Source organism: Pleionea sp. CnH1-48 (assembly GCF_024124665.1).
GTDB lineage: Bacteria > Pseudomonadota > Gammaproteobacteria > Enterobacterales > Kangiellaceae > JAMXSB01.
This window is the reverse complement of record NZ_JAMXSB010000005.1, coordinates 263,211-287,150: the sequence shown is the minus strand read 5'-3', so window position 1 is coordinate 287,150 and position 23,940 is coordinate 263,211. Positions and strand designations below refer to the sequence as shown.

At 42.3% G+C, this 23,940-nt stretch carries 23 protein-coding genes; 15 read left to right on the top strand and 8 right to left on the bottom strand.

Annotated elements, in window-relative coordinates; genetic code table 11:
• Positions 1-17: 17 nt before the first annotated feature.
• A complete protein-coding gene (gene accB / locus NH399_RS10130) occupies positions 18-473 on the bottom strand; it encodes an acetyl-CoA carboxylase biotin carboxyl carrier protein (RefSeq protein ID WP_253040075.1) in 456 nt (151 codons plus the stop codon).
• Between the two features lie 44 nt (positions 474-517).
• Positions 518-961: a type II 3-dehydroquinate dehydratase gene (gene aroQ, locus NH399_RS10125; protein ID WP_253039895.1), complete on the bottom strand. Its 444-nt coding sequence runs from the start codon at positions 959-961 to the stop codon at positions 518-520.
• A gap of 474 nt (positions 962-1,435) precedes the next feature.
• Here aroQ and NH399_RS10120 point away from each other — a divergent pair, with 474 nt between their 5' ends.
• From NH399_RS10120 to NH399_RS10105, 4 genes are all read left to right on the top strand, one after another.
• Positions 1,436-2,071 (top strand): ParA family protein, encoded by a 636-nt coding sequence (locus NH399_RS10120; RefSeq protein WP_305885093.1) that lies wholly within the window; start codon positions 1,436-1,438, stop codon positions 2,069-2,071.
• Positions 2,072-2,113: 42 nt separating this feature from the next.
• Entirely contained in the window at positions 2,114-3,214 is a 1,101-nt protein-coding gene (locus tag NH399_RS10115) for a M14 family zinc carboxypeptidase (protein WP_253039893.1), read from the top strand.
• 2 nt (positions 3,215-3,216) lie between these two features.
• The gene (locus NH399_RS10110) at positions 3,217-3,954 is read left to right on the top strand and encodes an alpha/beta fold hydrolase (RefSeq protein ID WP_253039891.1); all 738 of its coding nucleotides are present in this window, start codon (positions 3,217-3,219) and stop codon (positions 3,952-3,954) included.
• Between the two features lie 393 nt (positions 3,955-4,347).
• Positions 4,348-5,343 carry a DMT family transporter gene (locus NH399_RS10105; protein ID WP_253039889.1) on the top strand — a complete coding sequence of 332 codons (996 nt, stop codon included), beginning with the start codon at positions 4,348-4,350 and terminating at the stop codon, positions 5,341-5,343.
• 231 nt (positions 5,344-5,574) lie between these two features.
• On the opposite strand, the gene dsbD is transcribed toward NH399_RS10105, so the two are convergent.
• The 3 genes from dsbD to NH399_RS10090 all read right to left on the bottom strand — a co-directional run bounded on the left by dsbD (position 5,575) and on the right by NH399_RS10090 (position 10,005).
• Positions 5,575-7,482 carry a protein-disulfide reductase DsbD gene (gene dsbD, locus NH399_RS10100; RefSeq protein ID WP_253039887.1) on the bottom strand — a complete coding sequence of 636 codons (1,908 nt, stop codon included), beginning with the start codon at positions 7,480-7,482 and terminating at the stop codon, positions 5,575-5,577.
• Entirely contained in the window at positions 7,472-7,807 is a 336-nt protein-coding gene (gene cutA / locus NH399_RS10095; protein ID WP_253039885.1) for a divalent-cation tolerance protein CutA, read from the bottom strand. The genes dsbD and cutA overlap by 11 nt, the downstream gene beginning before the upstream one ends.
• Before the next feature lie 170 nt (positions 7,808-7,977).
• Positions 7,978-10,005: a diguanylate cyclase domain-containing protein gene (locus NH399_RS10090; RefSeq protein WP_253039883.1), complete on the bottom strand. Its 2,028-nt coding sequence runs from the start codon at positions 10,003-10,005 to the stop codon at positions 7,978-7,980.
• A 500-nt stretch (positions 10,006-10,505) separates the two neighbouring features.
• Between NH399_RS10090 and NH399_RS10085 the strand changes: the two genes are divergently transcribed.
• The 6 genes from NH399_RS10085 to NH399_RS10060 all read left to right on the top strand — a co-directional run bounded on the left by NH399_RS10085 (position 10,506) and on the right by NH399_RS10060 (position 15,998).
• Positions 10,506-10,982, top strand: a complete 477-nt coding sequence (locus tag NH399_RS10085; RefSeq protein ID WP_253039873.1) for an FxsA family protein — start codon at positions 10,506-10,508, stop codon at positions 10,980-10,982.
• 140 nt (positions 10,983-11,122) lie between these two features.
• Entirely contained in the window at positions 11,123-11,410 is a 288-nt protein-coding gene (gene groES / locus NH399_RS10080; protein WP_253039871.1) for a co-chaperone GroES, read from the top strand.
• Positions 11,411-11,496: 86 nt separating this feature from the next.
• A complete protein-coding gene (groL, locus tag NH399_RS10075) occupies positions 11,497-13,149 on the top strand; it encodes a chaperonin GroEL (protein WP_253039869.1) in 1,653 nt (550 codons plus the stop codon).
• Between the two features lie 505 nt (positions 13,150-13,654).
• A complete protein-coding gene (locus NH399_RS10070) occupies positions 13,655-14,554 on the top strand; it encodes an adenylate/guanylate cyclase domain-containing protein (protein ID WP_253039867.1) in 900 nt (299 codons plus the stop codon).
• A gap of 118 nt (positions 14,555-14,672) precedes the next feature.
• Positions 14,673-15,227, top strand: a complete 555-nt coding sequence (locus tag NH399_RS10065; RefSeq protein WP_253039865.1) for a ParA family protein — start codon at positions 14,673-14,675, stop codon at positions 15,225-15,227.
• Positions 15,228-15,248: 21 nt separating this feature from the next.
• Positions 15,249-15,998, top strand: a complete 750-nt coding sequence (locus NH399_RS10060; protein ID WP_253039863.1) for a helix-turn-helix transcriptional regulator — start codon at positions 15,249-15,251, stop codon at positions 15,996-15,998.
• Positions 15,999-16,286: 288 nt separating this feature from the next.
• On the opposite strand, the gene NH399_RS10055 is transcribed toward NH399_RS10060, so the two are convergent.
• The 3 genes from NH399_RS10055 to NH399_RS10045 form a co-directional block, all read right to left on the bottom strand.
• Positions 16,287-16,901, bottom strand: coding sequence for a hypothetical protein (locus NH399_RS10055; RefSeq protein WP_253039861.1), 615 nt, complete (start codon positions 16,899-16,901; stop codon positions 16,287-16,289).
• A gap of 254 nt (positions 16,902-17,155) precedes the next feature.
• Positions 17,156-18,265 carry a DUF3530 family protein gene (locus NH399_RS10050; protein ID WP_253039859.1) on the bottom strand — a complete coding sequence of 370 codons (1,110 nt, stop codon included), beginning with the start codon at positions 18,263-18,265 and terminating at the stop codon, positions 17,156-17,158.
• 10 nt (positions 18,266-18,275) lie between these two features.
• Positions 18,276-18,719 (bottom strand): YiiD C-terminal domain-containing protein, encoded by a 444-nt coding sequence (locus NH399_RS10045; protein ID WP_253039857.1) that lies wholly within the window; start codon positions 18,717-18,719, stop codon positions 18,276-18,278.
• Between the two features lie 442 nt (positions 18,720-19,161).
• Between NH399_RS10045 and NH399_RS10040 the strand changes: the two genes are divergently transcribed.
• The 5 genes from NH399_RS10040 to NH399_RS10020 all read left to right on the top strand — a co-directional run bounded on the left by NH399_RS10040 (position 19,162) and on the right by NH399_RS10020 (position 23,921).
• Entirely contained in the window at positions 19,162-19,734 is a 573-nt protein-coding gene (locus NH399_RS10040; protein WP_253039856.1) for an RNA polymerase sigma factor, read from the top strand.
• Complete coding sequence (locus tag NH399_RS10035) at positions 19,731-20,369, top strand: hypothetical protein (protein WP_253039854.1); 639 nt, start codon at positions 19,731-19,733, stop codon at positions 20,367-20,369. Before NH399_RS10040 ends, NH399_RS10035 begins: the two co-directional genes overlap by 4 nt.
• A 238-nt stretch (positions 20,370-20,607) precedes the next feature.
• Positions 20,608-21,762 (top strand): cytochrome c oxidase subunit II, encoded by a 1,155-nt coding sequence (coxB, locus tag NH399_RS10030; RefSeq protein WP_253039852.1) that lies wholly within the window; start codon positions 20,608-20,610, stop codon positions 21,760-21,762.
• Between the two features lie 15 nt (positions 21,763-21,777).
• A complete protein-coding gene (gene ctaD / locus NH399_RS10025; protein ID WP_253039850.1) occupies positions 21,778-23,334 on the top strand; it encodes a cytochrome c oxidase subunit I in 1,557 nt (518 codons plus the stop codon).
• A 41-nt stretch (positions 23,335-23,375) separates the two neighbouring features.
• Positions 23,376-23,921, top strand: a complete 546-nt coding sequence (locus NH399_RS10020) for a cytochrome c oxidase assembly protein (RefSeq protein ID WP_253039848.1) — start codon at positions 23,376-23,378, stop codon at positions 23,919-23,921.
• Positions 23,922-23,940: the final 19 nt, after the last annotated feature.

Here is a 23,940-nt window from a genome sequence, read left to right as displayed (position 1 = left end):
GTTTAATTTGGGATCAATTATTCGATGATAAATAGCGGCTCATCGAACTCGACTGCTTCTGCATCTTCTACCAGAATAGCCTTCACCACACCGGAAACTTCTGACTCAATGTGATTCATCATTTTCATGGCTTCAACGATACAAAGTGTGTCGCCTTTATTGACCTGATCGCCAATTTCTACAAATGGCTTAGCACCTGGTGAAGGAGCACGGTAGAAGGTACCGACCATGGGTGACTTGGCTGCGGTACCTGAAGGTGTGTTGTCAACAACTTCTGCCTCTGCTGCTGCAGGAGCGGGTGCTTGTGGAGCACTGGCTGGCGCAACAGCAATAGGCTGAGGCGCTACCACTGGAGCAACGGATGACGTCGCTCGGCTAATACGTACTGACTCTTCACCTTCTTTGATCTCGATTTCAGCGACGCCAGACTCTTCTAACAATTCAATTAATTTTTTTACTTTACGAATATCCATGCCTAAAACCTTAAACAAGTTAATACACTCTTAATGAGTGCGTTTTAGAGACTATTAATTTTTTCTGCTGCACTGAGTGCTGCAAATTCATAACCTTTAGCGCCAAAACCTGCTATAACAGCTTCGGCGATATCGGAGAAATAGGAGGTATGACGGAATGCTTCTCGGCGATGAGGGTTGGTGAGGTGTACCTCAATAAAAGGAATATCGGTCGCCAAGATGGCATCACGGATGGCAACACTGGTATGGGTAAATGCCGCCGGATTAAAAATGATAAACCGAATATCTTCCTGCTTTGCCGAATGGATACGCTCTATAAGTTCATGTTCTGCATTACTTTGAAAATGAGCTAAATCTATTTGGTGCTGTGCCAACACCGACTTAACGTTCTCAACAATGTCTTCTAATGTAGTATGGCCATACTTCTCTGGCTCTCGAGTGCCGAGTAGATTTAAATTTGGGCCATTTAGAAGTAAAAGTTGAGGCATCTTCGTCAATCTTGCAAAAACTGGAACTTGTTCATTTAATATAGATGCAATATGTGCATTCCATAACCTGTTGGAGCTTATTCTGCACGATGCAGGCTGTCTTTGTCCAGTCAATAACAGTGAATTAACAAATAATCTGCACGTTTGTGGAAGATGTCGACATTTTATCGACTTATCTGGTCAGAGGAGTTGGCGCTTTTTAGCGTTTTGGGTACATTAATGAGCGGTTTATCCAGTGTTTAATGGGCCAGAAAAGCCATTTTTTAAAGAGTTGGTTAATATAAGCTTGTTGTTGTCAAGATAGATGCTTTTGGCCGCATTTTTAAGGAATTTCAGTTGATTATGCATCTATTTGCTTAATTAGGTAGGCTGCTATACTTGATAGCGTTGATGTTGGCACCTTAGTTTTGCTTTGAGTCTGTTGAATCGAGAGGGTGCAGTCAATCTTAAAAATAAGGACTAATCAATTCTGTCATGATCTCTCGGATATTAATTGCGAATACCAAAGGTGGTTGTGGAAAAACAACACTGTCAGTCAACCTTGCCGCCTGGTTTGCCCTGCAACAACGAGAAACCTTGTTGATCGACTGTGATCGTCAATTGTCTGCGTCAGATTGGTTAAGGATCCGTCCTGCTTCGTTACCTTGTGTTAATGGGCAAAAGTCTGCATTGACGAGCATTCAATATCCACCAGAGCAAGATGTGGTTGTCATTGATGCGCCTGCGGGGTGCAGTAGCGAAGAGTTGTTAAGTTTAGCTGATGCTATTGATGTGATTATTGTTCCCGTATTGCCTTCTGCTATTGATGTAAGAGCGGCATTTCGGTTTTTTATGGACATCACCAAGGCAGGTGTGACTGATGATAAAAAACTTCGGCTAGGCTTTGTGGCGAACCGTGTAAAAAGTCGAACTAAAAGCTATCGCTCTTTAGAAACTTTTTTATCAAACCTTAATATGCCTTTTATTTCTCAAATCAGAGATACGCAAAACTACAATCAAGTTATGGAAAATGGAAAAAGCATCTTCGAAATGCCATTAAGTCGGGTAAAGAAAGACATTAATCAATGGGAGTCGCTTATTTCATGGGTTCTGCATGGAAAAAGCGAATAAAACACGCCATCTTTAAAGAGAGTTGAGTAATAAAGGTGTTGTATGTCGAATCCTGTAACCATTCAGTTCAATGCGCAAACACTCATTGATAGTTTTGTTGAAAATAGAAGTGAAGAACAAAGAAAGCGCTTAAAAAAACACTTGCCTGAGTTAGTTGAGCTTGAACGTGTGATTTTAAACTCTACCGCTCAGATTAAACTCAGTGTTCTCAGTAGCTATGAATGGGATGAAATAGAGCTGCCTCAATATTGTTTGCAACTGGGTGAGTTTCAATCTGATCAACCACGGCTGCTTATTGTTGGAGGTGTTCATGGATTAGAGCGCATTGGTTCTCGTGTGATCATTGCGCTGCTCGAAACCTGGTTACATCGCATGGAATGGGATGTTTCAATGCAAGAATGCTTAAAGAAAATTGCGGTGACTTTTGTCCCTATTGTGAATCTGGTGGGGATGTACAAAAACCAACGCTCAAATGGCAATGGTGTTGATCTGATGCGCAATGGCCCTATTGAAGCGGAAGGTAAGGTTCCTTTTTTAGCTGGAGGTCATCGATATACTCGATGGTTACCTTGGTATCGAGGTTATGCCGATGAAATGGAAAAAGAAAACCGAGCCCTTGAAGGTATCATTAAACAACTTACTATCGACTCACCATTATTGATTTCTTTAGACTGCCACTCTGGGTTTGGCTTTCGTGACCGTTTATGGTTTCCTTATGCTTATCGCCGACGACCACTCAGCGGGATTGCACCTTTTATGGCGTTAAAACTATTATGGGATAAGTGCTACCCCAACCACCGTTATCTTTTTGAACCGCAATCTAGCAGTTATTTAACTCATGGTGACTTCTGGGATCATTGCTATAAGCGCTTTGGTCGACAAAAGGACGGTGTGCGTTTTTTGCCTCTCACATTAGAGATGGGCTCATGGAACTGGGTAAAGAAAAATCCTTTGCAAGGGTTTTCACTAGAAGGGATGTTCAATCCTATGGTCCAACATCGAGAACGCCGAGTCTTACGTCATCATTTTCCCTTTCTTGACTTTTTGCTTGATGCCACATTGAGCTATGAAAACTGGCTACCCGATACTTCGCTCTATGATTCCTATTATCAAATGGCGAGAAGTCTCTGGTATAGGAGTTAGTTGTGAGGTTTATCTTGATTCGTGGGTTAGGAAGAGACCAAGAACACTGGACCCCTCTACTAAAGTTGATGAAAAAGGCATTTCCTCAGGCTTTAATTGAGACTCCTGATTTACCTGGTGCTGGTATTTTATTTCAAGGAAGTAGCCCTCTTACGGTTGATGACTATGTGCCTTTACTCAAAGAGCAGTTATCGTCATCGAGGGAGCCTGCAATTATTGTTGGACTTTCTCTGGGAGGGATGATTGCGTTGCAATGGGGGGCAGCCTTTCGAGAGGATGCGAAAAGTGTTGTGGTCATTAATACCAGCTCGAGGCTTAATTTTTTTTGGCAACGGTTAAAGTTTTACAAAGCACTTCGCTACCCTGGTGTGTTAGCGCGCTTTAATCCAGCTATCAAAGAGCGGGCGATTTATCATCTCACTTGCAATCAGCGCCCTGTTGAAGAAGAAGTCATTAAACAATGGATTAACATTCAAACACTCAGGCCTGTCAGAACAGAGAACCAAATTCGACAAATAATAGCTGCTGCTCGTTTTAAGCTTCCGGCTGCTACTTCTTTACCTCCTGTTCATATTCTTTACTCTCAGGCAGACCATCTTGTTGCACCTAGTTGCAGCCGAAAGTTAAAAGAGTTCTTGAGCCTTGAGTCTTGTTTTGTGCATTCATGGGCGGGACATGACCTGCCTCAAGACGATCCTCAATGGGTGGTTGAGTGTCTAAAACGGATAACCAATGCTTGAAAAACAAACATTTATACCCGTCGCCTTTCAAGGTGCAGCGGTGTTGGCTGCGCCTTGAAATACTTTGGGTATAGATATTATGAATGCTAATCGAAGCCATGGTTATGCACCTATTCTATGGGGGTATAAGATCTCAATTTCGCAAAGTTCATACATGATCACGCCTAATTTACTGATAAACAGGTATTTAATAACTTAGTTTCATATTCAAATAGTGCTCAAAATAGCCTTAATAGCAGCTAGAAAGGACTTTGTGATAGCATAAATATACATAAAAAAAACTAATGTGAAACTTTACAATATTTCGTTTTCCAATATTGCTGTGAGTCGCTAATATAGCGCCCTCGTAAATGACCTGATTGTTTTCTAATCTATTTCGTGGGTGTCAAAAAGATGTTGGCAAATACTTCACTACAGCGTCTGGCTCTGCCAGCTTTATTAGTAGCCATTATTATCTGGGCTAGCTCATTTGTTGTAATGAAAATCGCGGTTGCTGAATTTGGCCCTATACTCACCGTGTTTTTGCGCATGATATTAGCTAGCGCGGTATTGTTCTTTTTTATTCCTGTCTTTAAAAAAGAGCCCTACCAAGCCGGTGATTGGAAATGGTTTTTAGGATTGGCCTTATGTGAGCCGTGTCTTTACTTTGTTTTTGAAGGACTAGCGCTGACTTACACCACTGCATCAGAAGCAGGAATGATTACTGCGTTACAACCCCTGATGGTGGCTATTGCGGCTTTTTATTTTCTTAATGAAAAAGTACATCGCCGACTATTTATCGGCAGCGCAATTGCCGTTGTTGGTGCAGGTCTTTTATCTTTTAACGGTCAGGCGACTGAAACATCTCCGAATCCTTTGTTAGGTAACTTCCTTGAGGTGTGTGCCATCGCTTTTGCTGCTGCTTATAGCATCATCGCCCGCCGCCTGGCTAACCGTTACTCAGCACTATTTTTAACGGGCATTCAAACATTTGTTGGTAGTGTTTTCTTTTTGCCGCTCGTTGCGTTTGCTGGTGAACCTGTTCCCGCATCGATTACATGGGATGGTGCTTTCGCAATATTATTCCTCGCATGGGGCGTTAATATCATCGCATTTACTTGCTATAACTTCGCGTTGAGTAAGATGGAAGCGAGCCAGGCTGGAGCATGGTTAAACCTACTCCCTTTAGCGTGTTTATTCTTCGGTTGGTTGCTATTAAATGAAACTTTAACGCAAGTGCAGTATTTTGGTGCTTTAATTATTATTGTAGGTGTGGTTGTCAGCCAGAAAAAACCTCGACAAAAGACCGTCTTTATCGAGCAAGAGTTGGTAACCGAACATTCTGAACGAGATCATTCTCTAGTTTGTGAAAAGTCTTCATCTAATCTCCCTGGTTTAGTTGAACGTTAATCACAGTGCCCTGCATTTGCGGGGCTTTTTTTTATCTTTTAGTTTATTGCCTGATCTTTGCTACAAGTTATTCAGTAAATGTGTACAACAAAGAGTTTTCTTAATCGACCATCTTTGTTGTGCTATATAAGTTTTACTTTAAACAGAAACAAATAATCTTGCCGCCAAATCATTTGTATGGCGCAATAAAAAAGCCGCTATAAGCGGCTTTTTACTAGGGTTTACGCTCTATTAGTCTTCGCCAATCGCAGCGTCAATTCGTAAAAGAAAGGTCTCTGCATCTTCAAAACCTTCGGCGCGTAGCCCTGATAATTCTTTGCCATTTTTATCAAAGAAGAGTATCGATGGTAGGCCAAAAATTTTGAATCGGCTCATTAACTCCAGATCCAGTTTATCACCCTTGGTGACGTCGGCCTGAAGTAGAATGGTATTTTCCAGGGCTTTTTGTACTCGTGGATCAGGGAAGGTTAACTCGGCAAACTCATAACAGGCCGTGCAATATTCTGCAAAGAAATCGAGCATAACGGTTTTGTTTTCGGCTTTCGCCTGAGCTATGTATTTATCCAGATCAGCACTGGATTTTATTAACGTGAATCCAGCGTGATCAACATAGTCTTTTTTGGTCTTTGCAGGCTCATCGGGTGTCGACTCAGTAATAACATGAGGCTGCTTGAAGCTGGCAATGGGTTTTAATGGGTTGGTATTACCCATTGCTGCGCCAACCAGAATAAGCGTACCGTAAATGAGCAGTACTACGCCTAAACCTTTCCAAAGGTGAGGCCAGCCTTGTTCTACCTGACGTAAGGCACCCATGTAAACCGCTACTACAATAATTAGGATGGCCCACAACAGCATTTCGATCGTGTCTGGAATCAGGTGTTTGCTAACGTAAAGGGCTACCATCAACATAATGACACCAAAAGCAGCCTTCACAGCATCCATCCAACCGCCAGCACGAGGCAGCAGTTTGCTGCCGCCGACACCTACGATAATCAGCGGGATCCCCATGCCGAGTGCCAAGCCATATAGATAAACACCACCAGTGATTGAGTCGCCAGTTTGTGCGATCCAGGTAAGAACGGCAATCAACGGGATAGTAACGCAAGGAGAAACAACCACACCGGATAAAGCACCCATGATGGCAACACCAAGGTAAGTTCCGCCTTGTTGGTTCTGGCTAACGTTATTTAACTTGTTTTGTACACTGGCTGGCATCTGAATTTCGAAAAAGCCAAACATACCAATGGCGAGAATACAAAATACCGCGGCAGCGAAAATAACAAAAGGCGCAGATTGGAAGAAGCTGGTTGCACCTGCCCCCAGCGCTGCTACAAACATGCCCAAGATGGTGTAAGGAATCGCCATGGCTTGTGTATACGTAACCGAAAGGGCTAGTGCTTTGGATGTTGAAATGTTTTCGCCCTGGCCAACAATAATGCTAGAAATAATGGGCATCATTGGAAATACACAAGGAGTAAAGGCTAAACCTACACCCAGAACGATCATTAAAACAAAGCCATAAATGAGTGATGAATCGTTTAAGGTTCCAATGATTTGATCTTTTTCGGATACAAAAGGCTTATCGGCACTTTGAGGTTGAGCGGCTGTTGATTCTGTATCTGTTGATTCTTGTGCGGGTTCACTGCTGCCAAATAAACGAGTGGCTTCGTCATCATCCAGTAAAGTGGCTGTTTGTGTCGAAGGATCGACAGAAAAAATGCGGGTGGTTGGAGGGTAGCATAATCCCGCGTCTGCGCAGCCCTGGTACTCTAAAGTTAATTTAAAAGGAGTTTGGGTGACATCGCTGTAGGCTAAGCTAATTTCTAGCAGTTTTTCATAAATTTCTACATCGCCGAAGTACTCATCAGTTTTGGGTTTGCCTTCTGGTACAAAAGCCATTCCTAAAGTAGCGTGCTCGATTTTATAGGCTAAGCGGTGTTTATAAAGATAATAAGCGGGGGCGACTTTCCAGCTGGCTATCAATTCTTTTTCAAAAACGTTTACCGACAATTGAAAAGCTTCGTCAACTTGCAGAAATTCATCTTCTTGCCCAAATAATGCTTTGAGATCGACTTTTTCTTCAGCAAAACCTGTAATGCTGACAAAGAGTAGTAGCAGAGGTATCAATTTATTTTTCATCGTTTAAAGTAGTCTTTAACCAGTTTAAGTAATCGTTACTGCCCGCCTTGATATCCAAGGCAAGCAACTCAGGTACGTCATAAGGATGATGAGTGTTCATCCACTGTTCCAGTGTCTCAAGCTTGCTACTGATTGTTTTGATAATCAGTTGTTGCTCGGTGTCTTTTTGCAATGCGCCGTCCCAATGATAGTAGGAGGTGATTGCTGGCAGTAAGCTGACACAAGCCGCTAATTTTGACTCAATCAGAGCTTGAGCAAGTGTTTGAGCCTGATCGGCATTCGACACTGTTGTTAAAAGGACGACTGCGTCGGTGTTATGTTGCATAGGTTATCCCGAGAAAGGTAAAAAAGAACGGCTATGCGTCGTGTAAAGAGTACAGCCTATCTGAAATGGAGTCATTTAGGGAATGATAGCTCTATGAAAACCGTCGAAACAACCCTCAAGACTCCAGCTATGCTGCTTATATTCTACTTTACTTGCCTAATGAAAAACGGCTAACCAGTCTGATTTTCGTAAGCCCAGATAATCTGATTGCCACCGCTAGTCTGAGCTTTATTGAGTGCTGCCTGTGAGCGTTTAACCAGATGAAGGATATTATAATCCGCTCCTGCTTTCGAAAGACCGACAGAAATACTAGTAGAAATCTGTTGTCCTTCAAAAGAGACAGGAGAATGGCTGAAGCTTTGCCGTAAGTAAGTAGTTACTGCTTCTGCATCTTTTTCGGTACAAGGATTAAGCGCAATGCCGATGGTATCCTCGTCAAACAGGCCAATGATATCGGTTTTGCGCAACCGCTGACGTAACAAACGTGCCAGTTGTTGCATGGCGCGTTCACCAAAAACGTAGCCATATTCTTTGTTGAGCTCATTAAGATTGTCTATCTGGATAAATGCCAAAATCATCATTGCGTTTTGGCGCATCGCCCGTTCTGCTTCAATGGATAACTGTTCTTTGAACATGGCAGAAGAGATCAGCCCGGTTTGAATGTCTTTAGCAAAATAAGGTCGTAAGCTACGTGAACGACGGGCATAAAGTTCGGTCATAAAGAGCAATTGCTCTTTTTTAACTGGTTTGGCTATAAAAGCATTACCACCACAAATTAGAGCTGCTTGCTGCTTCTCAACATTCTCTTCGGCCGAAAGAAATAGAATCGGTGTGGTTGCGTATTTATCTATCTGGCGCAGCACCTGAGTGAGCTCAATACCTGAGCAACCGGGCATTTGCATGTCCATTAGAATAACTTCGGGATCAAAGTTACTTAATGCATTCAAAATTTCCATTGGTTCGATCACAATGCAAGCTTCAAAGCCTGCGCCGCTCAAAACTTTGTCGTTGTACTTTGCCTGCGCTTTTGAATCTTCCATTACCAGCACGCGATAAGGAGATGGATCTTCGTTTTGTTCCAAAGTATCCAGATATTCCATCAATTTAACGGCATCTACGGGATCTGAGAAAAATAAGGTGGAGCCCAGGCGGATCCCTTTAAGTCTGTTCTCGATGGTGTCGTGTTCTGCAAAGACAATAAAATGACTGAGTTGATTGAGTGGGGCTTCTATTTCGTCGGGCAGTGATTCTAGGTGCGCAATCACCACATGGCTTGAACTGGATTTTGATAACTCGATGGCTTCGCTGACATTGTGTTGGGTTTCTAGCGGGTAGCCAAAGTCTGTTAGCTGCTTTTTCATGGTGCTAAACATGCCGTCAGCGATACACCAGTAAATCGTGATTTCGCTGGCGCCTTCTAATAAAGCAATGGGGGCTGCTTCAGCGCTAGAAGTGGCACTGGGATGAAATTGATAAAGCTCTTCTGGCGTCGGTGTTACTTCTTCTACCTGAGGGAGAGGGGCTTCGGTGGTTGTAGGGAGCTCCTCAGTGGTGTTTGCCTCAATAACAGGAATTGCGGCATCAAGTTCTGCAATATCAAATTCCGGTTGTTCTATTTCTGGCGTTGCATTCTGCTCTGAGTCGGGCAAGTCGGCTGGTGGTTCGACGACAGTCTCCTGAGCCACTTCTTCCACTTCTTCGATAACCACAGGCTCTTCTGCTGCTAATTCAGTGGGGGATTCTTCTGCTTGGGGGGCTTCCTGAGGTTGGTCAAGAGCTGGAGATTCTGTTGGCGCAGTCTCGGCTGCTTGAGTTTGTTGCTCTTCTCTCGCTTCTCTGACCGTTTGATCGGTTCCGGTATTGATTTGGCCAAGTTGCAATCTTTCTGCATGGCTTTCCAGACGCTGAATAAAACGCTTTAGCAGAGGGACCTGAGAGCGTAGAGCCTCGGAGTCCAACTTAAGTTGAGATTGGATATGAGCTAGTAACTTGGCTGTGGAGTCGACGCCATACTCTTCGCAGGTTTCTCGCGTACGACTGATTTGACTCAGCATTGCTTTTAATCGGACGGCATCAATATCTTTTGCCGTAACCTCGTCAAGCAGGCGCGCAAACTGCTTAAGTTTGACCGGAATTCTACGGCAAACAATCTTCTTGAAGCTGGGGTCGAGTGAATTATCGGCAATACTATTCATCATTCAGGGCAAATCCATACAGTTTGTATTTATTGTCATTACCTGGCCTGATCAGGTGAGTTCAGATATTCCCAAGTTTTAGTCTTAAAGCTTGTGAAACTTGCAGAGCTGCTCCTGCTTTTGGCACTGGGTGTCAATTGGGAGCCAAAGCCCAGTAGGAAAATCTTCCTAATCTAAAGCGCTATTGATATTTCCAGAACTGACCATATCTCAGAGATAACTGATATATTGCAGTTCATTAGCCAGAATTAATTTCTGCAGCTGTTATACAGGTTAGTGTTTCTGTGCTTTCGTTACCAGTTATTTTTGCTGAAACCGATCACAGAAACTGTTAAAAACTGTTTTTAATTCAAAAACTTCCTACCTGATTGCGGATATAAATTTTTCTATTCCCCTTTGGCGGTAAGAGCGATAAATGACATACGATATGAATGATAATGAAGGCTTGGTGACGTTCGTATACCTTGCCTGTTTGCAAGACCCTGTGATGAAGGAGCTCGATAATGCCCTTTAAGTTTGCCTGGTTATGGATCGTGATTCCATTTACCGAACTTATGATCTTATTAAAAGTGGGAGAGATGATAGGGTTTTGGGGGACTGTAGGCCTGATTTTACTCACGGCTTTTATTGGCGTTCAGTTGTTTAGAAGTCAGGGCTTACAAACCTGGCACCGATTGCAATCTAAGCTCAATGCTGGCGAAATGCCCAGTACTGAGTTAACAGAAGGCTTACTCATCCTGATGGCTGGTGTCATGATGATCACGCCTGGGTTGTTAACCGATGCTCTAGGATTTCTTTGCTTAATACCTGTGACGCGTAAGCTATTGGTAGCCAGTATTGGCCAAAAGGTAGTTGGCCAAGTGGTTGCTGGTCACAGTAGACCCGTCGAACCTGGCTCTCATAGCTCTCATAGCTCTCATAGCCCTCAGTCCTTTGGCGGTGGTCGAACCATCGAAGGTGACTATCAAAAGGACGAATAATCCTCAATTTTGACTAAATTTTATAATTTTTTAGCACTCTCGCCCTTGAGTGCTAAAATTTTATCCCCATATATGCATGCATTCATACAGGTGATGAAAAAAGCACCGTTAGCTTAATCAATTTAATTGGAGATAATTCAATGAGCATTCGTCCTTTACACGATCGTGTCATTGTTCGTCGTTTAGAAGATGAGACAACATCTGCAGGTGGCATTGTGATTCCTGATAATGCCAAAGAAAAGCCTAGCCGCGGTGAAGTTATCGCCGTTGGTAATGGTAAGCCTCTTGATAACGGCGAAGTTCGCGCGTTGGACGTAAAAGTAGGTGATAAAGTGTTGTTTGGTAAGTATTCTGGCACCGAAGTAAAAGTCGAAGGTGAAGAGTTACTTGTAATGCGCGAAGACGACATCATGGCGGTTGTAGAGTAAGCTCCGCAGCGTTTTTCGTATCAGACAGTTTGAATAACTGCACTGTAGTCAAATTTTAAAAAGATCAAATTTAGAGGAATCTTGAAATGGCAGCTAAAGAAGTTCGTTTCGGAGATGATGCTCGTACAAAAATGGTAGCGGGCGTAAACATTTTAGCAAATGCAGTAAAAACGACTTTAGGACCTAAAGGTCGTAACGTTGTTTTAGATAAAGCTTTTGGCGCTCCTACTGTTACTAAAGACGGTGTGTCTGTTGCAAAAGAAATCGAATTAGATGACAAATTCGAAAACATGGGCGCACAGATGGTTAAAGAAGTTGCTTCGCAAACTTCTGACATCGCTGGTGACGGTACTACTACGGCAACTGTATTAGCTCAAGCTATCTTGAATGAAGGTTTGAAATCTGTTGCAGCGGGCATGAACCCAATGGACCTTAAGCGTGGTATCGACAAAGCGGTACGCGTAGCTGTTGGTGCATTAAAAGATCTGTCTGTTCCTTGTGAAGATGACAAAGCGATTGCTCAGGTAGGTACTATCTCTGCAAACTCTGATACTGACATTGGTAACATCATTGCTGAAGCTATGACTAAAGTTGGTAAAGAAGGTGTTATCACTGTAGAAGAAGGCAGTGGTTTAGACAATGAGCTTGACGTTGTTGAAGGTATGCAGTTTGACCGTGGTTACCTGTCTCCTTACTTCATCAACAACCAAGACAGCATGTCTGCTGAGTTAGACAGCCCTTTCATCTTATTGTTTGACAAGAAAATTTCAAACATCCGTGACATGCTGCCTATCTTAGAAAACGTTGCTAAAGCGGGTAAGCCTCTCTTAATTATTGCTGAAGATGTTGAAGGCGAAGCCTTAGCTACTTTGGTTGTTAATAACATGCGTGGCATTGTTAAAGTTGCAGCGGTAAAAGCGCCTGGTTTCGGTGACCGTCGTAAAGCTATGTTGGAAGACATCGCTATCTTGACTGGTGGTACGGTTATTTCTGAAGAAGTTGGTTTGTCTTTAGAAGGTGCTTCTCTTGATGATTTGGGTACTGCTAAGAAAGTATCTATCACTAAAGAAGAGACTGTGATCGTTGATGGTGCTGGTGATGGCGCTAACATCGAAGCTCGCGTTGCTCAAATTCGTCGTCAAATCGAAGACACGTCTTCTGATTACGACCGTGAAAAATTACAAGAGCGTGTTGCTAAATTAGCTGGCGGTGTTGCGGTTATCAAAGTAGGTGCTGCTACCGAAGTTGAAATGAAAGAAAAGAAAGCTCGTGTTGAAGATGCGTTGCATGCTACTCGCGCTGCTGTTGAAGAAGGTGTTGTACCTGGTGGTGGTGTTGCGTTAATTCGTGCAGCTACTGCGGTAGAAAACCTAACTGGTGACAATGACGACCAGACGGCTGGTGTTCATATCGCGTTACGTGCTATGAAAGCGCCTCTGCGTCAAATCACAACCAATGCGGGTGAAGAAGCCTCTGTTATCCTTGATCGTGTAGCAAATAGCGAAGGTAACCATGGTTATAACGCTGCTACTGGTGAGTATGGCGATATGTTAGAGATGGGTATTCTTGATCCAACTAAAGTGACTCGCTCTGCATTACAGCATGCTGCGTCAGTTGCTGGTCTTATGATCACAACCGAAGCAATGGTTGCTGAAATGCCTAAAGAAGAAGCTGCTGCTCCTGATATGGGTGGCATGGGCGGAATGGGTGGTATGGGAGGCATGGGCGGCATGATGTAATTGCTGCTTGTCTTTCGACATTGCATTCTAAAAAAGCCTCGCTCTGCGGGGCTTTTTTGTTTTTAAATGGCGGCCTTTTTGGCTTGTTGTCAGATAATTCTCGTTTGCTGGCTTCTTTTGCACAGTTTTCCTTATTTGTTTTGTCAGCGCCTGTTTCGTTACTTAAAGGCTAGCCAATAGCTTTTCAATTAAGTCAATCGTACAAAAAGAGTCGCCTGTCACAATGTGGCTCATCTGTTGTTTTGGGCTTATTTTTATTGGCTATAAGAGTGAAATAACTATGTGATTTATAGGGCTGTTACTACCAGGGGGTTCTTGTTTTTTATAGCTAAAATGAATAGACTTTGAAGAGACCTCAATGTGCCTGAGTGATATCCATATTAACAAATAGTGTTTCTCAAAATACTGCTGCCAGATGGTCTTTCGGTGGCTTATTATTTGTTAATTTGCTACATTCATCAGCATTCTTCCTGATTTATAACTAAAAGAGACTTAATCCAAACGCATGTTTTTTTCGAGAGACAAAAAACGAGCCATTCTATTTGCTGATGTTGCAGGCAGTTCTGCTCTATATAAAGCAGAAGGCGATGTAAAAGCAAAAGGATTAATAGATCAAATTATCTGGGAGATGAAAAAGCAAACAGAGCTTTGTTCAGGAAAAGTGATAAAGACCATCGGAGATGAGGTGATGGCGTGTTTTGATCATTGTGATGATGCCTGTCGCGCGGCGATGGCCATTCAAAATGCTTCAGAGTCTTTTTCTGGTCATAGCACTATCGCAGTTCGCATTGGGATTGGTTATGGCAAGACTTTGAAGGATGCCGATGATTTATTCGGTGAGTCCGTCAATGATGCTGCCTTTGTTACGCAGATAGCAAAAGGCTCCCAAATTGTCTTAACAGAAAGTGTTTATCAACACTTATCGACTGAGCTTAAGTCTTATGCGCGAGAATTCGATAAGGTTACTATCAAGGGCAGTCGAGATCGCTCTACTATATATCGTCTTTTTTGGAAAACACCCAGCGCTGGATTTTCCGAAACTCAGGTTATTTCGGTTCACTCAGTGAATCAGCATCTTGATTCTGAGCAACTGAAACTTATCTATCAAGGCCAATCCTTTATTATCACCCCAGAACAAACCCCGTTTATCATTGGGCGCAGCGAAAAGCATGTGACTTTGCTTATCGATAATGAACTGATTTCTCGGGACCATTGCCATATAGAGTTTGTTCGTGGCAAGTTCGTATTATTAGACCATAGTACGAATGGAACCTATATCAAACCTGATGAAAGCCAGGAAATTTACCTGCGTCGTGAAGCTTTGCCTTTGATGGGAAAAGGTTCTATTTCTTTGGGGATCAGCTACCAGAATAACAGTGCCGATTTGCTATTATTTGAAGTTTGATAAGCAATATGTAAATAGCCAGTTCTGTACTTCAAGGCTATATCGGTACTATGGTGTTTAAAAGGGAATGGTATAGCTAGGACTCATTGGAAAATACTAAGTATTGAGCATATAAACTATGAAAAAAATAGCATTTTGGTCACCTAAGGGTGGCGTTGGAAAAACGACATTAGCCATTAATGTTGCTGCTGCTGCCTACCATAACCGAAAAAAAGTAGTGCTATGTGATATGGACCCCCAGCATTCTGCTGCGGATATCTTCAATGACAAAAAGCTTCCTTTTTCTGTCTTTAAAGGTGTGCCTGATGTAATGCCTCATGCTGATATCATGATCTATGACTTCCCTCCACGTGTTGATATTGATATTGAAGGGGATGTTGTTGTGGTTCCAATGAGGGCTTGTATTATTGATATGCGCGCCGTTAATAAGGCGTTACGTCATGTCCATAACAAGCGCCTGGTAAAGTGTGTGAATGCCGTTGATGTTCGCCGCCATGACGAACGTATGATGGCTATGAAGCTTCATTCTGACGGAGCCAGATTGATTAAGGATCGCAGTATATATTCTCGTTCTATTGCTCAAGGAGGTTCAGTGTTTGAAAGCCAACTATATGGAGCAAAAGACGCCAGAAGAGAGATTAATATGCTGTATGCAGCCATTCTTGCCGCCTGAATCTGAGAAGTTTATTTTGCAATGAGCGATATTCCTAAACTTGTACGTCAACTAAAACTGTTACTGCGTCAAAATGAGCTCACCTATCAAGATGTGGCTCAGCAGCTGTCATTAAGTGAAGCCAGTGTTAAACGCCTGTTCGCCCAACAGCATTTTACCCTCGAGCGATTGGAGCAAATATGTAATCTTGTCGGCGTAACTTTTTATGAGCTGGTTACTGAGGCGGAACGCTCGCGCGAAAAAGTGGGTGAGTTGTCGTTGGAGCAAGAGCAGCAGATTGTCTCTGATATTCGCTGTTTGTTGATTACTTATTTGGTACTCAACCGATGGACCTTCGATGAGATTTTAGATAATTATACGTTTTCGGAACATGAGCTCATCCAGCTCCTTGCGCAGCTGGACCGAATGAAAATTATCGAGTTATTGCCTCGTAATGCCATTCGATTGCGAACTGCGCCTGATTTCCGATGGATCGAAGGCGGGCCAATAGAGACTTTTGTTCTTAAGAGAGTTAAAGATGAGTTCCTTAACGCTCCTTTTAACCAAGAAGAAGATACTATGAGGCTCGTCTCTGGCTTACTATCAAGTAGTACCTATCATCAAATGCAGCAAAAGTTGGCGAAGCTGGAAGAAGAGATTCATTTATTATTGCAAAAGGATGCCAAATTACCTGCCAGCCAGCGCCGCGGATTTAGTTTGTTGTTTGCCAGTCGATACTGGGATTTGGAAGAATTTGCTCGTTTTAAGAAGCCCTGCTCAGGCAGAGAGTAGTCATCGATACTTGTTTGGCAGTTTATACTAGCCTTTTATGAGGATATTTCGCCGCTGCTTTTTAAAGTGCAGGGGTTTTGGTTGCTCTCGCTTATATCTATCTCTTAATAAGCTTAGTCCCAGGAGTTTGTTTGCTGCGTATCTGCAATTTTGAGTATTTTGAAGTGTTGGCCATCGTAAGTCGTTGCAATGAATTCTCACTAAGGGACTATAGAGCACCATGCTAGAGTTAATATGACAGGCATTAAAAAAGGGAGTGAAAACTCCCTTTTTTAATCGCTATAAAGATTAAGCCGCAGCTTTCTTCTTACGACGAGCTTTGCGCTTCTTGGGCTTCTCAGCCGCTTTTACTAATTTAGCTTCAAGCTTTGATAGTTGAGCATCTTGCTTAGCTTTGAATTTCTCAACCGCAGCAGCTGCTTTAGCTTGAGCTTTAGATACCTTAGCGGCAACATTCTGAATCGCTTTTACTTTAGCTGTTGCGCCACGAGCATCTTCTTTCGTAGATTTTACTAGTGCTCGATGAGCTTTCACTGCTGCAGCCGCTTTTTTCTTGGCTTCAGTCGCTTTTGCTACTGCTTTTTTTGCTGCAGCTGTTTTACGCTTCTTTGCAGCATCGCGTTTCGCTTTGAGCGCTTTATCTGCATCAGCGGCTTTCTTGGCCAAAAGCTTCATTTTGCCTTCAGCTTTGTCAGCTGCTGCATTGGCTTTCGCTTGTGCTTTTTCAGCAGTTGCTAAAGCTTTTGCAGTTGAACCAGTAGCTACTACTGGTTTTGCCTTTGCTTTAGAAGCTGCTTTTTTGCGAGTCGCTTTTTTACGAGTTGCTTTCTTGGCTGTTGCCTTTTTTGCTTGAGTTTTTGCAGCGCTGCTGCCTGTCTTTTTCTTTAGAGCACCTTTAGCCATTTTTTTCCTCCAGTAAATGAGTGAACGAGCTCAACACAAAGTTTATAGCCTACGTACTTTAATTTCAAAAAAAATCAACAAAATAACCTCAAAAAATTCAAAAAAATGCTATTTTTTTTTATTTCGAGGATTAAAAGCTTTAATTTTATTGAGGCAAACAAAAAAAATGCGTTAAAAAACTAAAAGCGCGCCCTACGGTAGTAAAAATAAAATCAGTGAAAATACATCCTTAGCAATCCCATTTTCCATAATAATTATTCCTTAGATCTTGTTTTTAACCATCCATGAAGTTGATTGATTAAGAAGTTTAGCTCTGAATCGGTATGGGTTTCTTTTGCTAAGGTTCGAATTCTACGATTGGCTTTTTCGCGCCGCTTTTCAATATTGCGCCATCTTTCTAAATGTTCTGATGTGGGTAAAGGCATAATAAGAAAGTGAGGTTTTATTGCGTTGGCTAGCTCTTTCTCTTGTTCTTTATCCAAAGATGATATGTTTGGCCAAAAAAATACGATGCCCTGGCTGCTGTTTTCATACTTTTTAAGGGCTTTGAGTATTAATTCGCTATTTTTGCCTTTTACTAATATAAAGAGTGCTGTGTTATCGAGGTTATTTAGATAGTTAATGGTCGTAGAAAAAAAGCGGCTATAAGTTTCTTCTCGTTTAGCCGTTAAGTCTGGTATCGCTGGCGTTGTTGATGGAGTCGTTTCTGTTGTTGATGACTCTACTTTCGTTGATGGGTCTATTTCGGTTGATGACTCTGCTTCTTTTGTCGGTTCCGGCTGTTTTTCTTCTGGTGAATTGGATGGTGACTCTGAATTTTGCTCTTTTTCACCATCATTTGGAGAAGTGGAGGCTGATTCGTTGGCTTTTTCTGGTTGCGAGTTCTCTTGAGCAGACTTTTTCTTTACCGCAGAAGGCAAAAGATAGTTTCTTATTTCGGGTAAGTATAAATGATAAATATCCCAACCTTTTACTGACAGTGAGTTGTCTATGAGTAGAGAAAAGTTAGATAGCATCGGTTTTTCATTGATATCTGGGATAATAAGTAGTTTGCCGTAAGCTTCGCTATGAGTATTTTCTGTTTTAACAATGAAAAATGGCTTTTCGTTTTCATCTATCCAGAGCACTTTATTAGAAGAGTAATAAGAAGCATCTCTTTCAATAACATTTATTCTTGGCTCTTCAGGTATTACTGCCTTACGGGGAGCATTTTGTTGCTCGGAATTCTCTTTTTCGGCATTTACTTTGCTTTCCTGTTCTTTGGCTTCATCTTTTTTAGATTCTTTAGGCGCTTCTTGTGCAGTAAGCGCCACACTCAAAAAGAGGGTGCTAGATAATAATAGGTGTCGTTTTAGTTTATCCATAGACGATGAATTACTGAGGCTTTATATAAAAAGTAGCATGTAAATGAGCTAATAAAGTCTCGTTGTTGTAAAACTGGATACTTAAAGGATGTCTGGCTGGTTTTTTTTGAGTAAAAAGAGGAAGCCAGATAGTTTCTGGTGCTTTCTCAGCAAACTCACAAGTCGCAACTATATCGCCTGCAATCGGTCTTTTGTATTGTATATCGGCTTTGCTTGCTACAACCGTAGCATTGATATTGATGGCTCTAAGGTAAGAAGAGAGTAAAGTCCAGCCAGCGACAATGCCAACAGTATAGATACTGCCAGCAAAAGCAGTTTGATGAACATTGATATTGTTGGCTAGAGGCGCGCTGACTTTTATATTTTGTGCAGAAAGCTCAGCGACGTTGATTCCTATAGCCTTCGTTATTGGAATTTCTTGATGCAGTCTTTCGGTCCAAGCCTGACTATCCATTTGCTGACCCCTTTTATATTGATGGCTCGTTAATAATATCGAAAGCGATCTTAGCGTAATGCACTGTTAAGAAGAAGGTAGTAGTGCATATATCGCGTGCTTTTATGGAGGGTAGAAGAAGCTCAAATAGATGGAAGACGCAAGTTGACTATCATCCAGATGAGCTAATATGTTGCTGCTGTTCCGGTGAGTAATATATACCCGTCGCCTTTCAAGATGCAGCGGTGTTGGCTGTGCGCACTCATCCCAATCACTTAGTGTATCTAAGCTCAGGGGATTCGTTTGCTGGCCGCCTACCTGCACCTTGAAATACTTTGGGTATAGATAATAAAAAGTAGGTGTTAGATAAAGAAGACGGCGGTTAGTGATGAGTTCTATAATATGTCATTCAGAATTAGAAAATAGGGTGTGCTCAAAGCCGTTGGCACGGCAAGAAGTAGTTATGAGTAATCAAAGAGAAGTATCTGATGAAGAATTAATGGAACAGTATCGTCAGGGAGTCGCTGCGGCTTTTGATCAACTTTACCGCCGCCATAAAGGTGGTCTGTATCGTTATTTTTTACGTCAGTGTCACAGTAATGATATTGCAGAAGAACTTTATCAGGATGTTTGGCTAAAGCTGGTTAATGCCCGTGAGCACTATGAGGTTAATGCGAAGTTTACGACCTATCTATATCGTATTGCTCATAATCGACTGGTGGATTATTACCGTCACCTATCATCAGCTCAACATAAACAAAAAGCGGATGGGGATCACCAAGAGCTTATTGACCAGGCAGAAGCTCCCATAGCCAATGTTGCTATGAGTGGTAAAGACGATATTGGAAAACAAATTAAAAACGCGGTTGCTGCATTGCCATTTGAGCAAAGAGAAGTATTTTTGATGCAACAAGAGGGCCATCTTTCATTGGCCGATATTGCTCAAATTACTGAAAGCAGTCGTGAGACAGTAAAAAGCAGACTGAGATATGCAATGCAAAAGTTGAGAACTCAGTTAGGAGAGTTAAAGGCATGACAGAAAATAATTCCTCTTCATTTGATGATGAGTTTATTGCAGAGCAGTACAAAAAATATTCGGTCGAAACGCCTGATTCGTCGGTTGATCGAGTAATTTATGCTGCGTCGCACCGAGAGTTAAAAAAAGAGTCCATTAAAATTACCCAACTACCTCGCAAGCAAAGTTTTTGGGATCGTTTACGTTTGCCTGTCGCTATGAGTGCTGCTTTTGTTATGACATTTACATTAGCTCATGTCATTTGGCCTATCGTTCAATTTGAAAATGAGATTATGGGCACTGCAGCATTCGACTCTGATATGCATCATAATCAAGCGGAGGCAAAAAGTATTTCCGAATTGGCTTCCGATACAGTTAAGTTAGCATCAGAAATAGCGGATGTCGGTATATTAAAGGCACAGAGGCAAGTTAAAAGCGAAGAGGCGGGCACTGTTCCAGCTTCAGAAAAACTGGCGATCGTTGATTCATCTCAGGCTCAGCAAAAAATTATTAAAAGCGCAAAGGTATGGTCTGAAGAAATCATCGCTCTGGCTGAACAAGGGAATTTTGAAGAAGTGCAAAAGCAGCTTGAAGCTTTTGAAAAAGAATATCCTGATTATCCCATTAAAGATTTATTACAGTCCTACATTCAATAAAAATATTTCTTATCTCTTTGAGCAGGTTTTTTTCGAGCCTGCTCTGCTTTATAATCCTTGCGGTTAATCCTGAAGAGTATATTCATAAAATAAATAATAACTCGGAAGGCAATTTTTTGTTGAGGGTTATAAAGCTTTTCCAAAGCCAACACGCAATAAAAAATTAAAAACCATAAAAAAGAAAATAAATATAGGTTAGTGAAAACTAACCGGGGTTGTTGATGGAGAAGAGCACACCATGTCATTGCTAAGAAAAGTAAGGTCAGGTGTTGTGTTGTTAGCGGTGCTGTTAAGCTCCAGTCTAATGGCCAATCCTGAGTATTCCATTTATAACTTGCGACCTGGAGTGACAGAGACCAGTCAGGAAGTATTCGACCTACACATGTTGGTTGTTTACATCATGACGGTTGTCACTATTCTTGTTTTCGGCGCAATGCTGTATTCAATTATCCGGTTTCGCAAGTCAAAACATCCTGTTCCAGCCAAATTTCACCATAGCACTAAGCTAGAAATTATCTGGACAGTGATTCCCGCCATTATCCTAATATATCTTGCCGTTCCTGCTGGTAAGCTATTGCTCAAAGTCGAAGATACTTCTTATTCCGATATGACCATTAAGGTCACTGGATCGCAGTGGAAGTGGCATTATGACTATATGGATAATGATGTCAGTTTCTATTCCTCTTTATCAACACCCAGAGAGCAGTTTGAAGACTACTCCAGGACTGGTACTGAAAAAGGCGAAAACTACTTACTAGAAGTTGATAATGAAGTAGTACTACCTATTGGCAAAAAAGTACGTATTTTGCTAACTGCGGATGATGTTATTCATTCTTGGTGGATGCCTGACTTTGCTGTGAAGATGGATGCTATCCCTGGCCTTATTAACGAGACATGGACCAAAATCGACAAGCCCGGCGTGTATCGCGGTGTATGTGCCGAGCTATGTGGTAAAGACCACGGGTACATGCCTATTGTGGTTCGTGCTGTAAGCCAAGATGATTTTGATAAATGGGTTGGACAAAAACATGCCGAGAAGGCTGAAGCCGATCGCTTAGCTGCCGAAGCGGCAGCAAAAAGCTGGAGCATGGAAGATCTGATGGCTGACGGTGAAAAAGTCTACATGGAAAAATGTGCTGTGTGTCACCAGGCTAATGGTGAAGGTCTTGCGACATTCCCTGCATTAAAAGGCAGTAAAGTGACAACCGTTGACTCGCCTGACGACCATGCTCGACAAGTTATCTTCGGTAAAAATGCAATGCCTCCATTTGGCGATATGCTAACAGATGCAGAAATCGCGGCCGTTGTTACTTATACCCGTAATCAATGGGGTAACAATACAGGGCAACTGGTTCAGCCTGGTCGTATTAAAGAACTTAAAGCCGGTAAATAATAGGAGGCGGAAATAATGGGTAGTCATAAGCCAACCGGCATTTCACGCTGGTTATTTACTACAAACCACAAAGATATTGGAACCATGTACTTATGGTTCTCCTTTATCATGTTCTTAACGGGTGGTGCTTTTGCTCTGGGTATTCGTTTGGAGTTGTTCCAACCGGGCCTACAGTTCTGGGATCCAAATACGTTTAACTCATTGACCACAATGCATGGTCTTATCATGGTATTTGGTGCCGTTATGCCAGCTTTCGTAGGCTTGGCTAACTGGCTTATCCCCATGCAGATTGGGGCGCCAGATATGGCATTGCCAAGAATGAATAACTGGAGCTTCTGGATTTTGCCATTTGCTTTCGGTTTATTGTTAAGTTCATTCTTCTTGCCCGGCGGTGCGCCAAACTTCGGTTGGACTTTCTATGCACCACTGAGTACTAAGTTTGGACCTCCAAGCACCGACTTCTTTATCTTCGGTGTTCACTTGATGGGGATCTCTTCTATCATGGGGGCCATTAACGTCATCGTGACCGTATTTAATATGCGGGCACCCGGCATGACGTTAATGAAAATGCCAATGTTTGTATGGACATGGGTGATTACCGCGTTCCTGTTAATTATGGTGATGCCTGTACTAGCGGGCGCTGTCACCATGATGTTAACGGATCGTCACTTTGGTACGTCATTCTTTGATGCCGCAGGTGGTGGTGATCCTGTTATGTTCCAGCATATTTTCTGGTTCTTCGGTCATCCAGAAGTGTATATTATGATTCTGCCTGCCTTTGGTATCGCGTCTCATATTATTCCTACCTTTAGCCGCAAACCCTTGTTTGGTTATTCTTCGATGGTTTATGCAACGGCTTCCATCGCCTTCTTGTCGTTTATCGTATGGGCGCACCACATGTTTACGGTGGGTATGCCAGTGGTGGGTGAACTCTACTTTATGATAGCCACCATGATCATCGCGGTGCCGACAGGGGTGAAGATATTCAACTGGGTGGCCACCATGTGGCAAGGCTCTTTGACCTTCGAAACACCCATGTTATTTGCTTTGGCCTTTGTCATATTGTTTACACTCGGCGGTGTATCTGGCGTTATGCTGGCGATGACACCGGTTGATAAACAGTATCACGATACCTATTTCGTAGTTGCTCACTTCCATTATGTACTCTTCCCTGGTGCTATCTTTGGAACCATTGCAGCCGTTTATTACTGGCTACCGAAATGGGTGGGTAATATGTACAACGAAACATTAGGTAAAGTACATTTCTGGCTCTCAATCATTTTCGTTAACTTAACATTCTTCCCTATGCACTTCTCTGGCTTGGCCGGAATGCAACGTCGTGTACCGGATTACAATATGATGTTTGAAGACTTCAACCGTATGTCCAGTATTGGTGCTCTAGGGTTAGGTCTCACTCAGTTATTGTTCTTCTATATTGTTGTTCAATGTGTACGTGGTGGAACGGGTAAAGCAACAGGTGAAGTTTGGGAAGGTGCAGAAGGTCTTGAGTTTACGCACTTGCCTTCGCCTGCTCCTTATCATTCGTTTGATGAAGCACCTGAAGTTAAGTAACTAATCGGTGAGAGCTTTTAAGCTCTCACCAGGATGAATGAATGAGTAACGAAAAAGATCAAAAGATCGTTTTTAAATTGATTGGTTTAACGGTGCTGATGAGTGTCTTCACATTCGCTATGGTGCCTTTGTATGACTTATTTTGTGAGATTACGGGTATCAACGGCAAAATTGTTGATCAAGCGCTGTATCAAGAAAGCGAAATTGATAAAGAGCGCGAGATCACGGTTGAGTTTGTTACCAGTATCAAGCGAGGTATGCCATGGGAGTTTAATACTCAAACCAAGAAAGTTGTTGTTCATCCTGGCGAATTAAATGAGGTGATGTTTTTTGCGCGTAATAAGTCTGGCTACGCTATTACAGGTCAGGCTATTCCGAGTGTTACACCAGGAAAAGCGTCGTTGTATCTGAATAAAACGGAATGTTTTTGTTTCGATCAACAGACTCTTAAGGCGGGAGAAACCATTGATATGCCAATGAGATTCTATCTTGATCCCGACATTCCTGATGACATTCATACCATTACGATGTACTACGCACTGTTTAACGCATCACCTGATAATGACTCTTCGGTTGCTCAAAAGTAGTAACCGAGTCTGAGGGAGA